Annotated in this window: 15 protein-coding genes and 1 tRNA gene; 7 read left to right on the top strand and 9 right to left on the bottom strand. The window is 31.6% G+C overall.

What is annotated here, in order from left to right; translation table 11 throughout:
- Window positions 1-7 precede the first annotated feature (7 nt).
- From ftsH to isiD, 5 genes are all read right to left on the bottom strand, one after another.
- On the bottom strand, window positions 8-1,861 hold the full coding sequence (gene ftsH / locus EV02_RS04070; RefSeq protein WP_032519670.1) for an ATP-dependent zinc metalloprotease FtsH: 1,854 nt from the start codon (window positions 1,859-1,861) through the stop codon (window positions 8-10).
- A gap of 46 nt (window positions 1,862-1,907) precedes the next feature.
- Window positions 1,908-3,083, bottom strand: a complete 1,176-nt coding sequence (gene sat, locus EV02_RS04075) for a sulfate adenylyltransferase (RefSeq protein WP_032519669.1) — start codon at window positions 3,081-3,083, stop codon at window positions 1,908-1,910.
- A gap of 70 nt (window positions 3,084-3,153) precedes the next feature.
- Window positions 3,154-3,948 carry a photosystem II manganese-stabilizing polypeptide gene (locus tag EV02_RS04080; RefSeq protein ID WP_025890347.1) on the bottom strand — a complete coding sequence of 265 codons (795 nt, stop codon included), beginning with the start codon at window positions 3,946-3,948 and terminating at the stop codon, window positions 3,154-3,156.
- 217 nt (window positions 3,949-4,165) lie between these two features.
- Window positions 4,166-5,422: a bifunctional phosphopantothenoylcysteine decarboxylase/phosphopantothenate--cysteine ligase CoaBC gene (gene coaBC / locus EV02_RS04085; RefSeq protein WP_032519668.1), complete on the bottom strand. Its 1,257-nt coding sequence runs from the start codon at window positions 5,420-5,422 to the stop codon at window positions 4,166-4,168.
- Window positions 5,412-5,633, bottom strand: a complete 222-nt coding sequence (gene isiD / locus EV02_RS04090) for a protein IsiD (RefSeq protein WP_032519667.1) — start codon at window positions 5,631-5,633, stop codon at window positions 5,412-5,414. The genes coaBC and isiD overlap by 11 nt, the downstream gene beginning before the upstream one ends.
- 220 nt (window positions 5,634-5,853) lie before the next feature.
- Here isiD and EV02_RS0108790 point away from each other — a divergent pair, with 220 nt between their 5' ends.
- Both EV02_RS0108790 and EV02_RS04095 read left to right on the top strand, forming a co-directional pair.
- Window positions 5,854-6,054, top strand: coding sequence for a hypothetical protein (locus tag EV02_RS0108790; protein ID WP_032519666.1), 201 nt, complete (start codon window positions 5,854-5,856; stop codon window positions 6,052-6,054).
- A gap of 11 nt (window positions 6,055-6,065) precedes the next feature.
- On the top strand, window positions 6,066-6,407 hold the full coding sequence (locus EV02_RS04095; protein WP_025892528.1) for a DUF565 domain-containing protein: 342 nt from the start codon (window positions 6,066-6,068) through the stop codon (window positions 6,405-6,407).
- A gap of 2 nt (window positions 6,408-6,409) precedes the next feature.
- Here EV02_RS04095 and EV02_RS04100 read toward each other — a convergent pair whose 3' ends face one another.
- Both EV02_RS04100 and EV02_RS04105 read right to left on the bottom strand, forming a co-directional pair.
- Window positions 6,410-7,426: an aspartate carbamoyltransferase catalytic subunit gene (locus EV02_RS04100; protein ID WP_032519665.1), complete on the bottom strand. Its 1,017-nt coding sequence runs from the start codon at window positions 7,424-7,426 to the stop codon at window positions 6,410-6,412.
- A 21-nt stretch (window positions 7,427-7,447) separates the two neighbouring features.
- Window positions 7,448-8,032 carry a DNA-3-methyladenine glycosylase gene (locus EV02_RS04105; protein ID WP_072014633.1) on the bottom strand — a complete coding sequence of 195 codons (585 nt, stop codon included), beginning with the start codon at window positions 8,030-8,032 and terminating at the stop codon, window positions 7,448-7,450.
- A 170-nt stretch (window positions 8,033-8,202) separates the two neighbouring features.
- Here EV02_RS04105 and gatC point away from each other — a divergent pair, with 170 nt between their 5' ends.
- Window positions 8,203-8,496 (top strand): Asp-tRNA(Asn)/Glu-tRNA(Gln) amidotransferase subunit GatC, encoded by a 294-nt coding sequence (gatC, locus tag EV02_RS04110; protein ID WP_032519663.1) that lies wholly within the window; start codon window positions 8,203-8,205, stop codon window positions 8,494-8,496.
- Between the two features lie 5 nt (window positions 8,497-8,501).
- Here gatC and EV02_RS04115 read toward each other — a convergent pair whose 3' ends face one another.
- Window positions 8,502-9,449: a fatty acid desaturase gene (locus EV02_RS04115; protein ID WP_241433725.1), complete on the bottom strand. Its 948-nt coding sequence runs from the start codon at window positions 9,447-9,449 to the stop codon at window positions 8,502-8,504.
- Window positions 9,450-9,691: 242 nt separating this feature from the next.
- Between EV02_RS04115 and EV02_RS04120 the strand changes: the two genes are divergently transcribed.
- The 3 genes from EV02_RS04120 (at window position 9,692) to ileS (ending at window position 13,322) form a co-directional block, all read left to right on the top strand.
- Window positions 9,692-9,773, top strand: a tRNA-Leu gene (locus EV02_RS04120).
- 73 nt (window positions 9,774-9,846) lie between these two features.
- Window positions 9,847-10,296 (top strand): hypothetical protein, encoded by a 450-nt coding sequence (locus EV02_RS0108785; protein WP_032519661.1) that lies wholly within the window; start codon window positions 9,847-9,849, stop codon window positions 10,294-10,296.
- Window positions 10,297-10,415: 119 nt separating this feature from the next.
- Window positions 10,416-13,322: an isoleucine--tRNA ligase gene (gene ileS, locus EV02_RS04125; protein ID WP_032519660.1), complete on the top strand. Its 2,907-nt coding sequence runs from the start codon at window positions 10,416-10,418 to the stop codon at window positions 13,320-13,322.
- Between the two features lie 292 nt (window positions 13,323-13,614).
- On the opposite strand, the gene EV02_RS0108780 is transcribed toward ileS, so the two are convergent.
- Window positions 13,615-14,238 carry a DUF3177 family protein gene (locus EV02_RS0108780; protein WP_032519659.1) on the bottom strand — a complete coding sequence of 208 codons (624 nt, stop codon included), beginning with the start codon at window positions 14,236-14,238 and terminating at the stop codon, window positions 13,615-13,617.
- Between the two features lie 122 nt (window positions 14,239-14,360).
- On the opposite strand from EV02_RS0108780, the gene trmB reads away from it, so the two are divergent.
- Window positions 14,361-14,990 (top strand): tRNA (guanosine(46)-N7)-methyltransferase TrmB, encoded by a 630-nt coding sequence (gene trmB, locus EV02_RS04130; RefSeq protein ID WP_032519658.1) that lies wholly within the window; start codon window positions 14,361-14,363, stop codon window positions 14,988-14,990.
- The last annotated feature ends 1 nt before the right edge of the window (window position 14,991 follow it).

The raw sequence follows: 14,991 nt of genomic DNA, 5'->3' as shown, positions 1-14,991 counted from the left end.
TTCCGCGTTAAATATAGTTTGCGACTTTTACTTCTGAGCGGTTGAGCAAGTCTTGGATATCTTCAGTATCTATAGTTTCTCTTTCAATTAGCATTTGAGCCATTTCGTCAAGAACAGTTCTATTGTCTGTTAAAACTTTTGTAGCTCTCTTATAGGCAACATCAACAAGTTCTGAAACCTCTACGTCAATTGTTGCGGCTGTATCTTCAGAGAAGTCTCTTGTAGAACTCATATCTCTTCCGAGAAACATTCCACCTTGAGATTGACCTAGAGCGACCGGACCTATTTTGTCACTCATACCAAATTTAGTGATCATTTGTCTTGCTACATTGGCAACTTGTTGTAAATCGTTTGAAGCACCGGTTGTTACCTCTTCTTCGCCATAGACTATTTCTTCAGCAACTCTTCCACCAAGAGCTACAGCCATTTGATTTTGAAGGTAAGAACGAGAGTAAAGACCAGATTCCATTCTTTCTTCACTTGGGGTAAAGAAGGTTAGACCCCCAGCTTGACCTCTTGGAATGATTGAGACTTTCGCTACTGGATCATAATCAGGCATTAATGCTCCAACGAGTGCATGACCAGCTTCGTGATAAGCAACTAATTCTTTTTTCTTATCACTGATGACTCTATCTTTCTTTTCTGGGCCAGCCATAACTCTTTCAATGGCATCACCCACTTCGTCGTTACTTACTTTATCTAAATCTTTTCTAGCTGCTAGTATTGCTGCTTCATTTAAAAGATTAGCTAAATCTGCTCCAGTAAATCCTGGTGTTCTTCTGGCAACTTTATCTAAATCAACGTCTTTTGAAAGAGTTTTATCTTTCGCATGAACATTTAATATCTGCAATCTTCCAGCATAATCTGGACGATCTACTGTTACCTGTCTATCGAATCTTCCAGGACGCATTAAAGCTGAATCTAAGACATCTGGTCTGTTGGTTGCAGCAACTATTATTATTCCTGAATTACCTTCAAAACCATCCATTTCGGTTAAGAGTTGATTTAATGTTTGTTCTCTTTCATCATTTCCTCCGCCCATTCCAGCTCCTCTTTGTCTTCCAACTGCATCTATTTCGTCAATAAATACAATACAAGGAGCATTCTTTTTAGCTTGTTCAAAAAGATCTCTAACTCTACTAGCTCCAACCCCAACAAACATCTCTACAAATTCTGAACCAGATATTGAGAAAAAAGGTACACCTGCTTCTCCAGCTACTGCTTTTGCTAGTAATGTTTTTCCTGTACCAGGAGGGCCAACGAGAAGAACCCCTTTTGGAATTTTTGCTCCGACTGCGGTAAATCTATCTGGACTCTTTAGAAAATCTACAACTTCCGTAAGTTCTAATTTTGCACCTTCAACACCCGCAACATCTGAAAAAGTTACTTGTGTAGATGGTTCCATTTGAAGTCTAGCTTTGCTTTTGCCAAAACTCATGGCAGGGTTGTTACCCCCAGCATTACCACTTTGGGATCTTCTGAAAAGAAAAAATAGGCCTCCAATCAAAAGTACTGGGAAAATTAAGCTACTTACAGCCTGTTGCCATGGGTTGGCTAATTTTGTAGGAGTTACAGCTATATCTACGTTATTCTCTGTCAGTATTTTTAATAAATCTTTGTCAGGGGCTAAATTGACCTCAGACCTACTCCCATCATTTTCAACAACTTGAGCTGTGGCATTATCTGGAGATATTAGGACTCTACTGATTTCTTTATCTTGTACTGCCTCTATAAAATCACTATATCTCAAGGTCTTTGTAGAACTTTCAGTACTAGGTTTATCAAAAACTGAAGTACCAATGAAAATTACAGTAATAACGGCTAGGACATAAAGTCCTACGTTTCTCCAACGTTTGTTCACGATAAAAAATCTTTAATAAATCTATATTACTAATAATAAAACAATATTAGGAGCGTCTTAGAACATCTACTACACTTTTGAATGCAAACCATTCAGGAATTGGTTCACCATTCCTCAATTTCTTTCTAAATTCAGTACCACTAAGTTTCATAATTTCATAATTAAATTCTTTAGCTTCTTCAGCTGTTATGTATCCTTTTTCCTTCGTATAAACTAAATTTTTTGAAGGAACAGTTTGCATCATCAATTCATCTGCACACTTATTCGCAAAATTCTGGGCTTCATATGGACCATAAAAATCTTCACCAGTTGATGAAGACTTACAACCAGCCATATCTCTACCAATAATAAAGTGTGTGCAGCCATAATTTCTTCTGATTATCATATGTTGAAGAGCTTCTCTTGGCCCTGCCATATGCATTGAATAAGGTAAAAAAGCCCATTTTATTCTTTCATCAGATATTTCCTCTTCTAATTCTTTATAGGTCAAATATCTAACTTTTCCAGGGATATCATCTTGTTGAGTTGGTCCACAAGTTGGATGAACTAGAACAACTGAGTTAGAGGAGACATTATCTGAAAGTAAGGCATTAGTAAATAATTCATAATGTGCTCTATGAATTGGATTTCTGCATTGAAATGCAACTACATCATGATTTGATGGCAGTGTAGATCTAACTTCTTCTGGGGTTTTGCAGGGGAATTCTCTAATTGGAATTTCGAAACCATAAACTCTTCCTCCTATATAAAATCTCCCTCTCTCGTTAAAAATCATCTTAACAGCGGGATGATCTAGAGAATTAGTACCATAACAAAGTTCAGCTTCTAAGGATTTGTCAGGCTCCCATTTAGAGCTAACTTCTAAAACTGCTATTTTTTGTGTTTTATAAGTAAGCAATATTGTCTCTCCAGCTTTTACTTTTTCATTATTTGAATCAAATACTATAGGCAAGCCAAAAAGCAACCCATTGGTATTTCTATTATTTTTAATTACCGAATTGTAGTTATTTTCATCCATAAAACCTTCCAATGGAGAAAAAGCTCCAACCATCAAAAGTTCTACATCGCATGCATTTCTCTCGCTACATTCAAATTCATAAGTAGCTTTAGAGATAAGATCATTTTTAAGGTTTTTATCTTTGATAATTAAATTTTTTAGTTCCCCTCCATAAGGCGGTATTAGTCCATTAGTATCTGTTTTAGTTTTTTGTTGTAATTCCATTTTTTAAATTAATAAAGAAAAATTTTGAAAAAAAAAAAGGGGTTAACCCCCTTTTTCTCTTAACTAGGATTTATGCCTTTCTTCCGTAAAGCTCTCCAATTATTTTTACATCAAGTGGATCCTTTGAACCCATATCTGTATCTGAAGGTTGTATTGCCTCAAAAGTACCTGCAAATTCGTCTGTGTCAGAATCTACATTGTTGATTGAAAGAGTAATAACGCCAGTACCGTTTACATCAACTTTAATATTTTCTTTCGCAAGTTCTTCGTCATCGCCTCCTAATGCAACTAAACCTTGAGCATATTCTACACCAGTATTTTTAGCTCTTGCCTTAGGATCTAGAAAGTCACCAGTTCTGTAGTTAGGTGTAAATGTTGAACCACTAACCTCAGTGCCTGGCTCAATTGATGAAGGCAAATCAGCTGTAAGATCTTTTGCTGAGAATGCAAATGGTACCTCTAAACCACCAGGAGTTAATACAGTAATAAGTTGAAAATCAATACCACCCTTTTCAGTGAAAGTTCCTGAATCTATATCTCCATAAACTTCTGTCACTGTGGTGTTATTTCTAGGACTAATAATTTTTGTGGAAACAAATTCTGCAGCTTTTCGTTTTGTCCCTGGCACTTTTACATAAACTTCTGTTGGATGCATGCATATTCCTTTAAGGCTATCTCCATTCCCTAGAGATATTGATCCGACAAGAGATGAGTCTAATGTGGGGCAATCATTAGCTTTTCCTGTGTTAACAACATCTGTGAATTGTGCATTTCCTCTTTCAGAAAAAGCAAATGTTTTAACAGGTACGAAAGCAAAAGTTATACAAATTGAAATAACAAAAGCTAAGAAAGAACGAATTCTCATAATTAAAGTTGCAGTAAAGTTCTGTGACGATAGATTAAAGGTCATCTAATAAGTTCAGTACGGATATTACAAGGGAAAGGACCATAAAAGTTAGGACTATTAAATCCTCGAAACAACCCGTAGCTTTTTAGATTTTAAAAAACTGGAATTATTTTAAGCTATCACATTATTTTTAATGATTAAGATTACAAAAAAATACAAATTAAAAAATTTTTTTTTATTTTTTTAATGAAATAATTTGGGTTATTAATTTATTTGCTAAATCAATTTTTGATGTTTTGTTAATGTAGTGTTCCATATTATTAGTATCAAATAACCAACCTTCATTTTGTGCCAAAAAGCCAAATCCTTGGCCTTCAAGATCAATTGGATTTGCGAACAGATAATCACAACCCTTTTGGATAATCTTTTCTTTAATTTTCATTCGTGCTTCTTCGATAGATCCTGTAAAAGCACAAAAGCCTACAAAAACTTGGTTATCTTTTTTTGATTTACTAATTGTTTTTAAAATATCTGGGACTAACTCAAAGTTTTGATTCAAATGAGCATTAATTTGATTTTTTGGAATTTTAGCTGAAGTATCAGAGGTTATTTTGAAATCAGATACTGCTGCATTCATGAAAAAATAATCGCAATTAGATATTTCATTATTAAGTGCTCTAATTAAATCAACACTAGTTTCAATTTCATATCTTTTTATTCCATCAGTAAGATTCTTATCGATTTTCAGAGGACCATGAACATATTTTACTTGTGCTCCTCTGAACCTCGCTACTTGAGAAAGAAGTAGGCCCATAGTTCCAGAACTTTTGTTAGTAATTTGTCTTGCAGCATCAATTTTCTCTGAGGTACACCCTCCAGTTATTAAAATTTCTTTATTCAGTAAATCTTTGCGATATTCATTTTGTTTATATGAAGATATAAATTCAAGAGCTAGTTGGATTAAATCATTAGGAGGTATCTTACCGATACCAATAGCATTACATGCTAAGAGACCTTCACTTGGTTGCAAAGACAAAACATTTTCGTAATTCTGTAAATTCTTATAATTTGTTTGGACAGCTTTATTTAGCCACATTTGTGTATTCATTGCGGGTGCAACAATAATTGGCTTTATATTTGCTATTAAGATGCTTGGGATCAATCCCTCTGCATTTCCAGTTACCCATTTTGCTAATGTTGTCGCTGTTAAAGGGGCGATGATTAAAATATCAGCCCAATTACTTAGTTCTATGTGAAGAGGTGCTGATTGACCATCAGACCATTGATCATTTTCTAAAATGCACGGGTTTCTACTTAAAATAGAAAGAGAAAGAGGCTTTATTAATTTTTCTGCATTTTTTGATAAAACGCATCTTATTTCATAATTTTCTTTCGCTAATTGGCTAACTAATAATGGAATTCTTACAGCTGCAATACTTCCAGTTATTAATAAAAGAACCTTTATTTTGGAGTCCCTACTTTTAGTTTTCATCGAAAGGTTCCTGATCGAGGAGATGGGTATAATTTGTGGTTAATTCAGGCCTATTGATTGCAAGCGCCCTCAGTAAGTGCCAGTCTTTTAAACCATCAAATGGAGTATTATAATTATCCTCCTCTAGCCTTTTAGCGAGCTCAAAGGTCATTTCTTCATCAAAAGATTTTACTAGTTCCTCACTTATTTTATTTTCAGAAATGAATTTCATATTGAGTAAGGTCAATATACTCTAATAATAAAGCCTCAAGTAATTATTTAAAAATTGATATAAGAATTAAATATATATATTTTCAAGGATATGATAATTTTCAATTTTCATAATCTTTTCAAATTGTTATTAGGTTATTTATCTTCATTCTCAGTCATAAATATGCAAAATCTCCTTTTCAAAAATATTCTTTCTTAAAATATACCTAAAAATTTATATCATGTCGCAAACCAAAAGAGAGCAAGTCATTAGTCACATACGATATTTAAGGCAGGAGCTCAGAGAAATGCATTTAGGAATAAAAGAAGATGACCTTTTCCCAGAGCCAGGCGAATTAAGAGGGTTAATGGCACAGTTGGAAGCATTACTTGAATTAGTAGAAGGAAATACTAAAATTCAAGCAAACTCTGAAGCGGCTTAGTTTAATGCAAAATGGTTGTTAAACCTCAAAAGACAAAATTTCAGCTAAAAATTGTGGAAAATATTCAGACATTAAGTATTTGGGCTAATAATCCATGGCGAAGATATTCAATATCGTTGATTACACTTTTAATCGGATACTTTTTTGGAAGTTCTCTTGGGATGGTAAGTGCCGTTGTAGAACTCATGGATCCTGTAGCCGCTTTTTTATCAGTAGTTTTTATTGAGTTTTTAATAGTTTTGAGAAGAAATTTTAGATTTGAAAGGAAAAAGAAATTTTTAGTACTTTTATTAGATTCTTTAAGATTGGGATTATTTTATGGTTTCTTTACTGAAAGTCTTAAGTTGCTATAAATTTACTTGTTTTGTTTCTGTAATAGATAAAGCAAAGCCATTCTTATCGGGATACCATTTGCAACTTGATTATTAATTAAGCAATTAGGATATTGATCTACCACTTTGCTGCTAATTTCAATATCTCTGTTAATGGGACCGGGATGTAGAATTGGAATTTCTTTATTATTTAAAGATAATTTCTCTGGGGTTAAGCCATAATCCAAACTATATGAATCAATGCTACTCAGTAAATTTTCCATCATTCTCTCTTTCTGGAGTCTTAAAACAATGATTGCATCTGCATTTTTTATTGATTCTTCCAATGATCTAGAAATTGTTATAGAACCTCTTGATTTAACAGGATCTTCTGTTTGATTTGGAGCGGGGGTTTTTAAAAAATTAATAAATTCATCAGGAATTAATGTCTTAGGACCACATAAGATTATATCGGCGCCGAATGCACTCAAAGCCCAAAGGTTTGACCTGGCAACCCTTGAATGATTAACGTCTCCAATTATTAAAATTTTTTTGGAATTTAAAACCTCTGGATTCAGTATTTTTTGGGAAAAGAATTTTATCAATGTATAGATGTCAAGCAATCCTTGGCTGGGGTGACTATGTAATCCATCTCCCGCATTTAGAACCGAAGTCTTGGAATTTATTGCATCAAGTTTTTTTGCGATCTCAAAGGTTATGTAACTTGATGAATGTCTGACAACTAATGTATCCGCCCCCATAGCTGAATAAGTTATGGCTGTATCAATTATTGTTTCGCCTTTAGTTAAAGAGCTGGAGGCTGGCGCAAACGTTTGGACATCAGCAGAAAGTCTTTTTGCTGCAAGCTCAAAACTATTTTTTGTTCTTGTACTAGCTTCAAAAAATAAAGATGTTACTAAAGTTCCTTGTAAGGCCGGTATCTTTTTTGTTCCTGCATTCTTTAGAGCATCAAATCTATTAGCTAATTCAAATACTGACTCATAATCTTGAATTGAAAAATTAGCTAGTGTGTGGATATGTTTATGAGGCCAAATTTGCATTACGCTTAAAAAGATAAATGACTATTGAAATTTAGGTGTTCTATCACCTTTTAATCTTTTACTTACACTCCTACTATTTTTGAGATACCAACGCCATTTTATATTTTTTGCCTTTGATATGCCAATTCTCGTAGTTTGAATAAGATCTTTTTCTTCTAGAGTGGAGTCCCGTGGAGAAATACATAAAAATTTGTTATTAAGAACTTCAAGTGAGTTAAATGAAATGTCTACACTGAATGTTCTAGTTACGAGGCCAGGTCCAGAAGCTAATCTTTCATTCTTATTGGATACAAAAATTGATCTTATCAAAACACCACTCGCAAAATTTTCTTTATCAGTAACTATATTTAGACAATGATGAATCCCATAAGATTTGTAAATATAAAATGTGCCAGGTTTGCCAAATAATGATTTGTTTGATTCTGTCATTTTGCGAAAGCCATGACAGGCTTCTTCTTCCTGTGAATAAGCTTCAGTTTCAACAATTACTCCTTTAACTTGATCTATCTCATTATTTTTTTTTATGAGGTGACAGCCTATTAAATCAGGAGCAACAAGTTTAGAGTGCCGATAAAAAAAATTTTTTGGAAATAATTCTTCTTCTATTTTTCAATATCCATCTAATAACATATTTAGCTGAGAAAAATAATAAAGGCCATTAATTGATATTGATTTTTAAATAGATTTGACTATTTTTTAAATTATTTGAAATTCAAAGGATATATATATATGTTGTTCTTGATAAACTATTATTTAATAATAAAGATATTAAAAGTATGACAAAAATAACTAAAGAGGAAGTAAAAAAAGTTGCTCATTTAGCGAGATTAGAACTTAACGAGAATGAAATCAATAATCATGCAGAACAATTAGAAAATATATTGGATTATATAAGACAACTTGAAAAGATCGATACAGATGATGTCCCCTGTACAACGAGAGCAATAGAGGTTGTAAATGTATTTAGAAAAGACGAAAAGAAAAATTCTGATTGCAATGAAGAACTTTTAGAATTGGGTCCATCAAGAGAAAATAAATATTTTAAAGTACCAAAAATTATTAATGAATGAGTAAGTTAGTTGATCCCAATAAATGTTTTGTTGACTATCTTTAATAAAAATTTTTTTATTTTCAAGCTTGGATATAAATTTATAATTTTTCTTATTTTCCCCCTCTTTTTTCTATGACTCCTTACACCTATTAATAAGTCATAAATAAAGTTAAAAATGTCTTCTTTACTTTCAAATATTCCAACCCTTTGAGGGGAGCCTTTTTTATCCAATAAAGGCTTAGTTTTTTCATAAGCTACTTTGTATTCAAACCAAGGAATCGAAGGCCAAAGATGATGAATGAGATGGTAATTTTGTCCCATTATTAATAAATTCATAAATTTGCTTGGATAAACTCGAGAATTTATCCATTTATTTCTTGATCGAAATGGTCTGTGAGGTAAATAATCAAAAAATATTCCTAAAGTTACTCCTACCATTAATGCTGGGCCGAACCATAAATTATAAATTAAATTCATAAAGTCAAATTTCAAACCTGCCAAGATAATTGTTATGAATATGGATCTTTCAATTCCCCATTGTAGTAATTCATATCTTCGCCAAAGTTTTCTTTGAAAGAAAAATACCTCATGATAAAAAAATCTTGGAGCAATTAGCCAAATTGGACCAAAAGTACTGACAATATGATCTGGATCATTTTTGGGGTGATTTACGTGAATATGATGTTGTAAATGAACTCTCGTAAAAACTGGGAAGCTAAACCCTAAAAGAATTGCTGAGCCATGACCCATTGCTTGATTTATCCAAGGAACTGGATGAGCAGCTTTATGACACGCATCATGGATTACTGTACCTTCAATATGTAAAGCTAAAAAAGCAGTGGCTACAAGTAAAGGTAAAGGCCAAACACCCCTATACCATTGCCATATGCTAAGGAAAGCCAGAAAATAACCGCCAAAAAATAAACCTAATGTTGGATTCCAAAAACTTGGCGGATCTACATAGTTTTTAATCTCTTTTTGCCAATTAAGTGTTTTTGAAGGATTAGTATTTTTTGTTGTATTTTTACTGGTTAAGTTTGAAATCGTTTCTTGATATTCTTTAAATAATATAACTAATATTTTTAGATGATTGCACGTTAAAACATAAAAAATTTTTTTTTAAGAGATATTCAACTTAATTTAATATGTCAAATTAATCATCTTAAGAAAAAAAATTTTTAAAATAAACCTCTTTCAATTATTATTTTACTTGAGCGGTCGTGGCGGAATTGGTAGACGCGCGAGTTTTAGGTACTCGTATCTTCGGGTGTGGGAGTTCAAGTCTCCCCGACCGCACTTAAGGGAATTCTCATAATATAGATTGTCTATCTACGTCAACTTCTTATAATTTGATTAAGTTAATAATTTAATGAGTACTTTTATATTTTATTTGGGGACTTTTTATATTGTAATTGGGACCATTTTTCTTACTGTACCAATAATTTATCTTGAGCTCGGCAAACCAAAAGACTTAATAAGAGCTTTTTTTAATTTATTAATAGGTTTGATATTAATAATTAAAAATAAAACATTAGATGAATCATTTTTTGTAATTTTCCTTTTTTTAACAATACTAGTTATTTTTTATCTAGTAGAGCTTTTTTTATCTAGATGGTGCCAACTGACGGATAAGGAAAAGAAAAAATTAACTACTTTTTTAGAGTTTAAAAATAACTTTTCGAAAATATTAGAATCTATTAATCTGGTATTTGGTGATTTCGCGAAACCTTTAAAAATTTTTAATTTTGAAAGCAATAATAAAAATAAAACCCAAAAAAAATGGGTAAGAAATGATAAAAATGATAATATAAAAGTTTGAAATCAAATAAATTAGTTATTTGAAACATCTCAAAAACTACAGTTCAACTAAGAAAGAATATAATAAATTAGATTTATTTAAATAATTCTTTTGATCACCAATATTTCTTATATCGTCGTATGAAATCTCAAGATAGCAAAGAACAAAAATCAGACTTTTCTTACAAAGAGACTTTAAATTTATTAAAAACTGACTTCTCAATGCGTGCTAACTCAGTTTTAAGAGAACCCGAGATTCAGGATTTTTGGGCTAACAATGATATTGATTTCCAACTAGGTTCAAGCAATTCAGGCGAAATATTCACATTACATGATGGCCCTCCTTATGCAAATGGAGCGCTTCATATGGGTCATGCCCTCAATAAAGTTTTAAAAGACATAATAAATAAGTACAAAACCTTAAAAGGATTTAAGGTTCATTTCGTACCTGGTTGGGACTGTCATGGATTACCTATAGAATTAAAAGTTCTTCAAAATTTAAAATCTGATGAAAGAAAGAATCTTGACACTTTAAATTTAAGAAAAAAAGCAACTGATTATGCCCACATCCAAATTAATAATCAAAAGGAGGGTTTCAAAAGGTGGGGCATATGGGGAGATTGGAATAACCCTTACTTAACTCTTAAGAAAAGTTATGAATCCGCTCAGATTGGGGTATTCGGAAAAATGTTTTTAAATGGCTACATATATCGAGGTCTGAAACCTGTGCATTGGAGTCCAAGTTCAAGGACTGCACTCGCAGAAGCAGAATTAGAATACCCAGATGAGCATTATTCAAAAAGTATTTATGTTTCATTAAAAATCACTCAAGTTCCTGATAAGGTTCTGTTGAAATTCTGTCAAGACAATCCCAATATCAAAAAGGATTTTTTACTAGTTAATTCTTTTATAACTATTTGGACGACAACACCCTGGACTATACCTGCGAATGAAGCAGTCGCAGTAAATCCAAAAATAAGCTACGTTTTTGCTATCGATGAAGAGAAACGAATTTACCTTTTTGCAAAAGATTTATCTTCTGAACTAAGTAAGAAATTTAATAAAGATTTCAAGGTGCTTTTAGAGGTTAAGGGTTCCAAATTGGAAAATATTGAATATCAACATCCCTCTAAGAATAAAAATTGCAGAATTGTAATTGGAGGGGATTATATTACTACAGAATCAGGCACTGGAATTGTTCATACTGCGCCTGGTCATGGGATAGATGATTTTAATGTGGGTCAAAAATATGATTTACCAATAACATGTGTTGTTGATGAAAAAGGTAACTTAAATGAATATTCTGGTCAATTCAAAGGATCAAATGTCTTGAAAGATGCAAATAATTTAATTATTGAACATTTAAAAGGAAATAATTTGCTTCTATTACAAGAAAATTATAAACATAGATATCCTTATGATTGGAGAACCAAGAAACCAACTATTTTTAGGGCAACAGAACAATGGTTTGCATCTGTAAATGGCTTTAGATCATCGGCATTAAAGGCAATCGAAGAGGTTGAATGGATGCCAGCAACTGGAAAGAAAAGGATTTATTCTATGGTTGTTGGCAGAGGAGATTGGTGTATTTCTAGACAAAGGTCATGGGGAGTCCCAATTCCAGTTTTCTATAAAAAAAATGGTAATGATATTCTGCTTAACAAAGAGATTATTAATCATATTCAAGAACTTTTTAGTGAACATGGAGCAGATATTTGGTGGAATTGGGATGTTAAGAATCTATTGCCAGAAAATTATGCAAAAGAATCTGATCTTTGGAAAAAAGGAACAGATACGATGGATGTTTGGTTCGATTCAGGATCTAGCTGGGCCGCAGTATGTGAACTTAGAAGTGAATTAAAGTATCCAGCAGATCTTTATTTAGAGGGCTCAGATCAACATCGAGGTTGGTTTCAGTCTTCTTTGTTAACATCTGTTGCAGTCAATAATAAACCTCCATATAAGAAGGTTTTAACTCATGGTTTTGCACTTGATGAAAACGGAAGAAAAATGAGCAAATCTCTAGGAAATGTTGTTGATCCAAATATAATTATTAATGGGGGTAATAATAAAAAAATTGATCCCGCTTATGGCGCTGATGTTTTAAGGCTATGGGTAAGCTCTGTAGATTATTCAGTAGATGTTCCAATTGGTTCCAATATACTCAAGCAACTTTCAGACGTTTATAGAAAAGTTCGTAATACTGCAAGATATCTTCTAGGTAATATTCATGATTATGATCCTAAAATTGATAATTTTGAAATTGATCAATTGCCTCTCTTAGATCAATGGATGTTAGGTAGATTAGTTGAGGTTACTGATCAAATATCAAATGCTTATGAAAATTATGAATTTTCAAAATTTTTCCAAATTTTGCAAAGTTTTTGCGTTGTAGATCTATCAAATTTTTATTTGGATATTGCGAAAGATAGGTTGTATGTAAGTTCTAAATCACAATTTAGGAGAAGATCTTGTCAGTTCGTCATGTCAAAAGTTGTTGAAAATTTAGCGGTACTTATTTCTCCAGTGCTTTGTCATATGGCAGAAGATATTTGGCAAAATATTCCATATTCAACTGAAGAAAAATCAGTCTTTCAAAGAGGATGGCCAATATTTTCGCAGTCATGGAAAAATCAGATGCTTAATGAGCACATTGCAAATTTAAGAAATTTGAGAGTTGAAATTAATAAGGCTATAGAAGGATGTAGGAACAAGCAAATAATTGGAGCAGCTTTAGAAACTGAAGTTAATTATTTACCTGAAGATAAAGTTGTAGAGGATTCACTGACTTGGCTAAAAGAATTTGGCAATCAAGATGTAGATGTATTTAGGGATTGGCTTATAGTATCAAACTTCCAAGTGGTATCAGATTTGGTGGAGAATTCTCTGATTATTGATAACAATGTACTTGGTAAAATTCAAATAATGAAAGCTCAAGGTCAAAAATGTGATAGATGTTGGCATTATCAAAAAGAAACGTTTAATGGAATCCAAAATACAAAATTATGTAAAAGATGTTCAAATATTATTAATTTTGAATTTACCTAAATCCAGTTTTTTTTGATTCAAAAAGAAAACTGAGTTTTGATTTGCTCTTATAAAATTATCTTCGATTTCTGTTAAGGGTGTTTTATAAAGTTTAAAGTTTGTAAGTATTTACCTAAATCCTATAAATTTCTTTTCTTAATCTATTTCAATTGGATGAGTTGTTGAGCTACTGAAACCTTTGAAAATAATTATTTCTAATTGTTCTTTTTGATTTTCTTTTAGAATGGATTCCTCTAGTTAAAGCATCCTATCAGGTATCTCGGAACTGATTTTTTCAAGACTATTTATAAAATTAATTTTTGCCATTTTCTGAGAAGCAGGAGTTTCTTCCATTTTTAGGTAATTTGATTATTGACCATTGGATAAGGCCTAAAATATAGATTAATAATGAAAATAATCCTAAGAATTTTGATATCGGCAGGGTAAAGTTAGCTCCAAAGAAAAAATTAAATAAATTTTTTATAATAAAATATAGATTTGAAGAAGGCTGGAGCCATATTGCACACGCATCGGAATTAATAAAAGAAAAACAGTTGAAGTTTAGTAAAGTCTGAATAAAGAAATTGAGAGATATAAAAGTTATCGTCCATCTCCATATTTTTGTCGTTGTGGTAAGGGAGTGAGAAAAATCATATTCTCTTAATTCATCATTAATATCGTTCCAAAACCAAACTGAAACTGTTATTAATAATGTTGAAATGTTCGTTATCACAAGAGCATAATTATACTTTCCTATTAAAAGTAGAAGGCTTATAAAAAATAAAAGGGATACTTTCCAATAAATTGATAGAAGTTTAAAAACTGCTTTATTTCTTTTTTTAATTGACCAAAAGGATAGAGTAATAGGAATACCAATAAGGAAAATTACTGAAAGTTGAAAGGATAGCCAAATAGAAAGTTGATTAATAGCGTTCAAAACTTTTTCTTTTTAAATACATAATAATTAAACATCAAACTGTTACTTTTGAACTTACTATTGTCATAGTTATGAATATTATGCATCCTTATATTATTTCTTAGGAATATATTGATAATTTTATGAGACAGCATGTTAATCCTCTTAGTAGTAATTTCAATCAAATTGAGAGAATACCTTCTTTGAGTGAAATGTTTGGCGATTCTAAATCGAATCTTCATTTGGATATAGGTTGTGCTGCTGGTGAGTTTCTATTTGATTTGGCTTTAGTTAATACCAATTGGAATTATTTAGGAATTGAAATCCGTGAGAAATTAGTCAAAAATGCTAAATTAAAAGCGATTGAAAGAGAAATTAAAAATCTATATTTTATATTTGGTAATGCTAATAATATTTTGAATGATGTCCAAAGTAAATTTATTATTAAAAATCTAAAAAGTCTTTCTTTTAATTTTCCTGATCCATGGTTTAAAAAGAGACATTATAAAAGGCGTATAATTCAGCCAGAATTTATTAACATTCTCTCAAATTCATTGCAAAAAGGGACACTAATTTTTATAAAAACGGATGTAAAGGATTTATTTGATTATATGGATTACACTATATTAAGTAATTTTTATTTTAAAACAATAGATAAAAAAGATTTTAATTATTCCGAAAGTTTTAATCCAAATAAAGTTAAAACAAATCGGGAAAAATATGTAATTTTTAATCAACTTGATATTTTTGAAAGGATTTATATAAAAATTTAAT

This window comes from Prochlorococcus marinus str. SB (assembly GCF_000760115.1).
Lineage (GTDB): Bacteria > Cyanobacteriota > Cyanobacteriia > PCC-6307 > Cyanobiaceae > Prochlorococcus_A > Prochlorococcus_A marinus_D.
The sequence above is the reverse complement of the archived record's forward strand: the minus strand, read 5'-3'. Positions and strand labels throughout refer to the sequence as shown.

What these genes read in the sequence shown, in the direction of transcription:
- sat (WP_032519669.1), bottom strand. Translation starts at nt 3,083, where the DNA reads ATGGAATTACAACAAAAAACTAAAACAGATACTAATGGACTAATACCG.
- EV02_RS04080 (WP_025890347.1), bottom strand. Translation starts at nt 3,948, where the DNA reads ATGAGAATTCGTTCTTTCTTAGCTTTTGTTATTTCAATTTGTATAACT.
- coaBC (WP_032519668.1), bottom strand. Translation starts at nt 5,422, where the DNA reads ATGAAAACTAAAAGTAGGGACTCCAAAATAAAGGTTCTTTTATTAATA.
- isiD (WP_032519667.1), bottom strand. Translation starts at nt 5,633, where the DNA reads ATGAAATTCATTTCTGAAAATAAAATAAGTGAGGAACTAGTAAAATCT.
- EV02_RS0108790 (WP_032519666.1), top strand. Translation starts at nt 5,854, where the DNA reads ATGTCGCAAACCAAAAGAGAGCAAGTCATTAGTCACATACGATATTTA.
- EV02_RS04095 (WP_025892528.1), top strand. Translation starts at nt 6,066, where the DNA reads ATGGTTGTTAAACCTCAAAAGACAAAATTTCAGCTAAAAATTGTGGAA.
- EV02_RS04100 (WP_032519665.1), bottom strand. Translation starts at nt 7,426, where the DNA reads ATGCAAATTTGGCCTCATAAACATATCCACACACTAGCTAATTTTTCA.
- gatC (WP_032519663.1), top strand. Translation starts at nt 8,203, where the DNA reads ATGACAAAAATAACTAAAGAGGAAGTAAAAAAAGTTGCTCATTTAGCG.
- EV02_RS0108785 (WP_032519661.1), top strand. Translation starts at nt 9,847, where the DNA reads ATGAGTACTTTTATATTTTATTTGGGGACTTTTTATATTGTAATTGGG.
- ileS (WP_032519660.1), top strand. Translation starts at nt 10,416, where the DNA reads ATGAAATCTCAAGATAGCAAAGAACAAAAATCAGACTTTTCTTACAAA.
- trmB (WP_032519658.1), top strand. Translation starts at nt 14,361, where the DNA reads ATGAGACAGCATGTTAATCCTCTTAGTAGTAATTTCAATCAAATTGAG.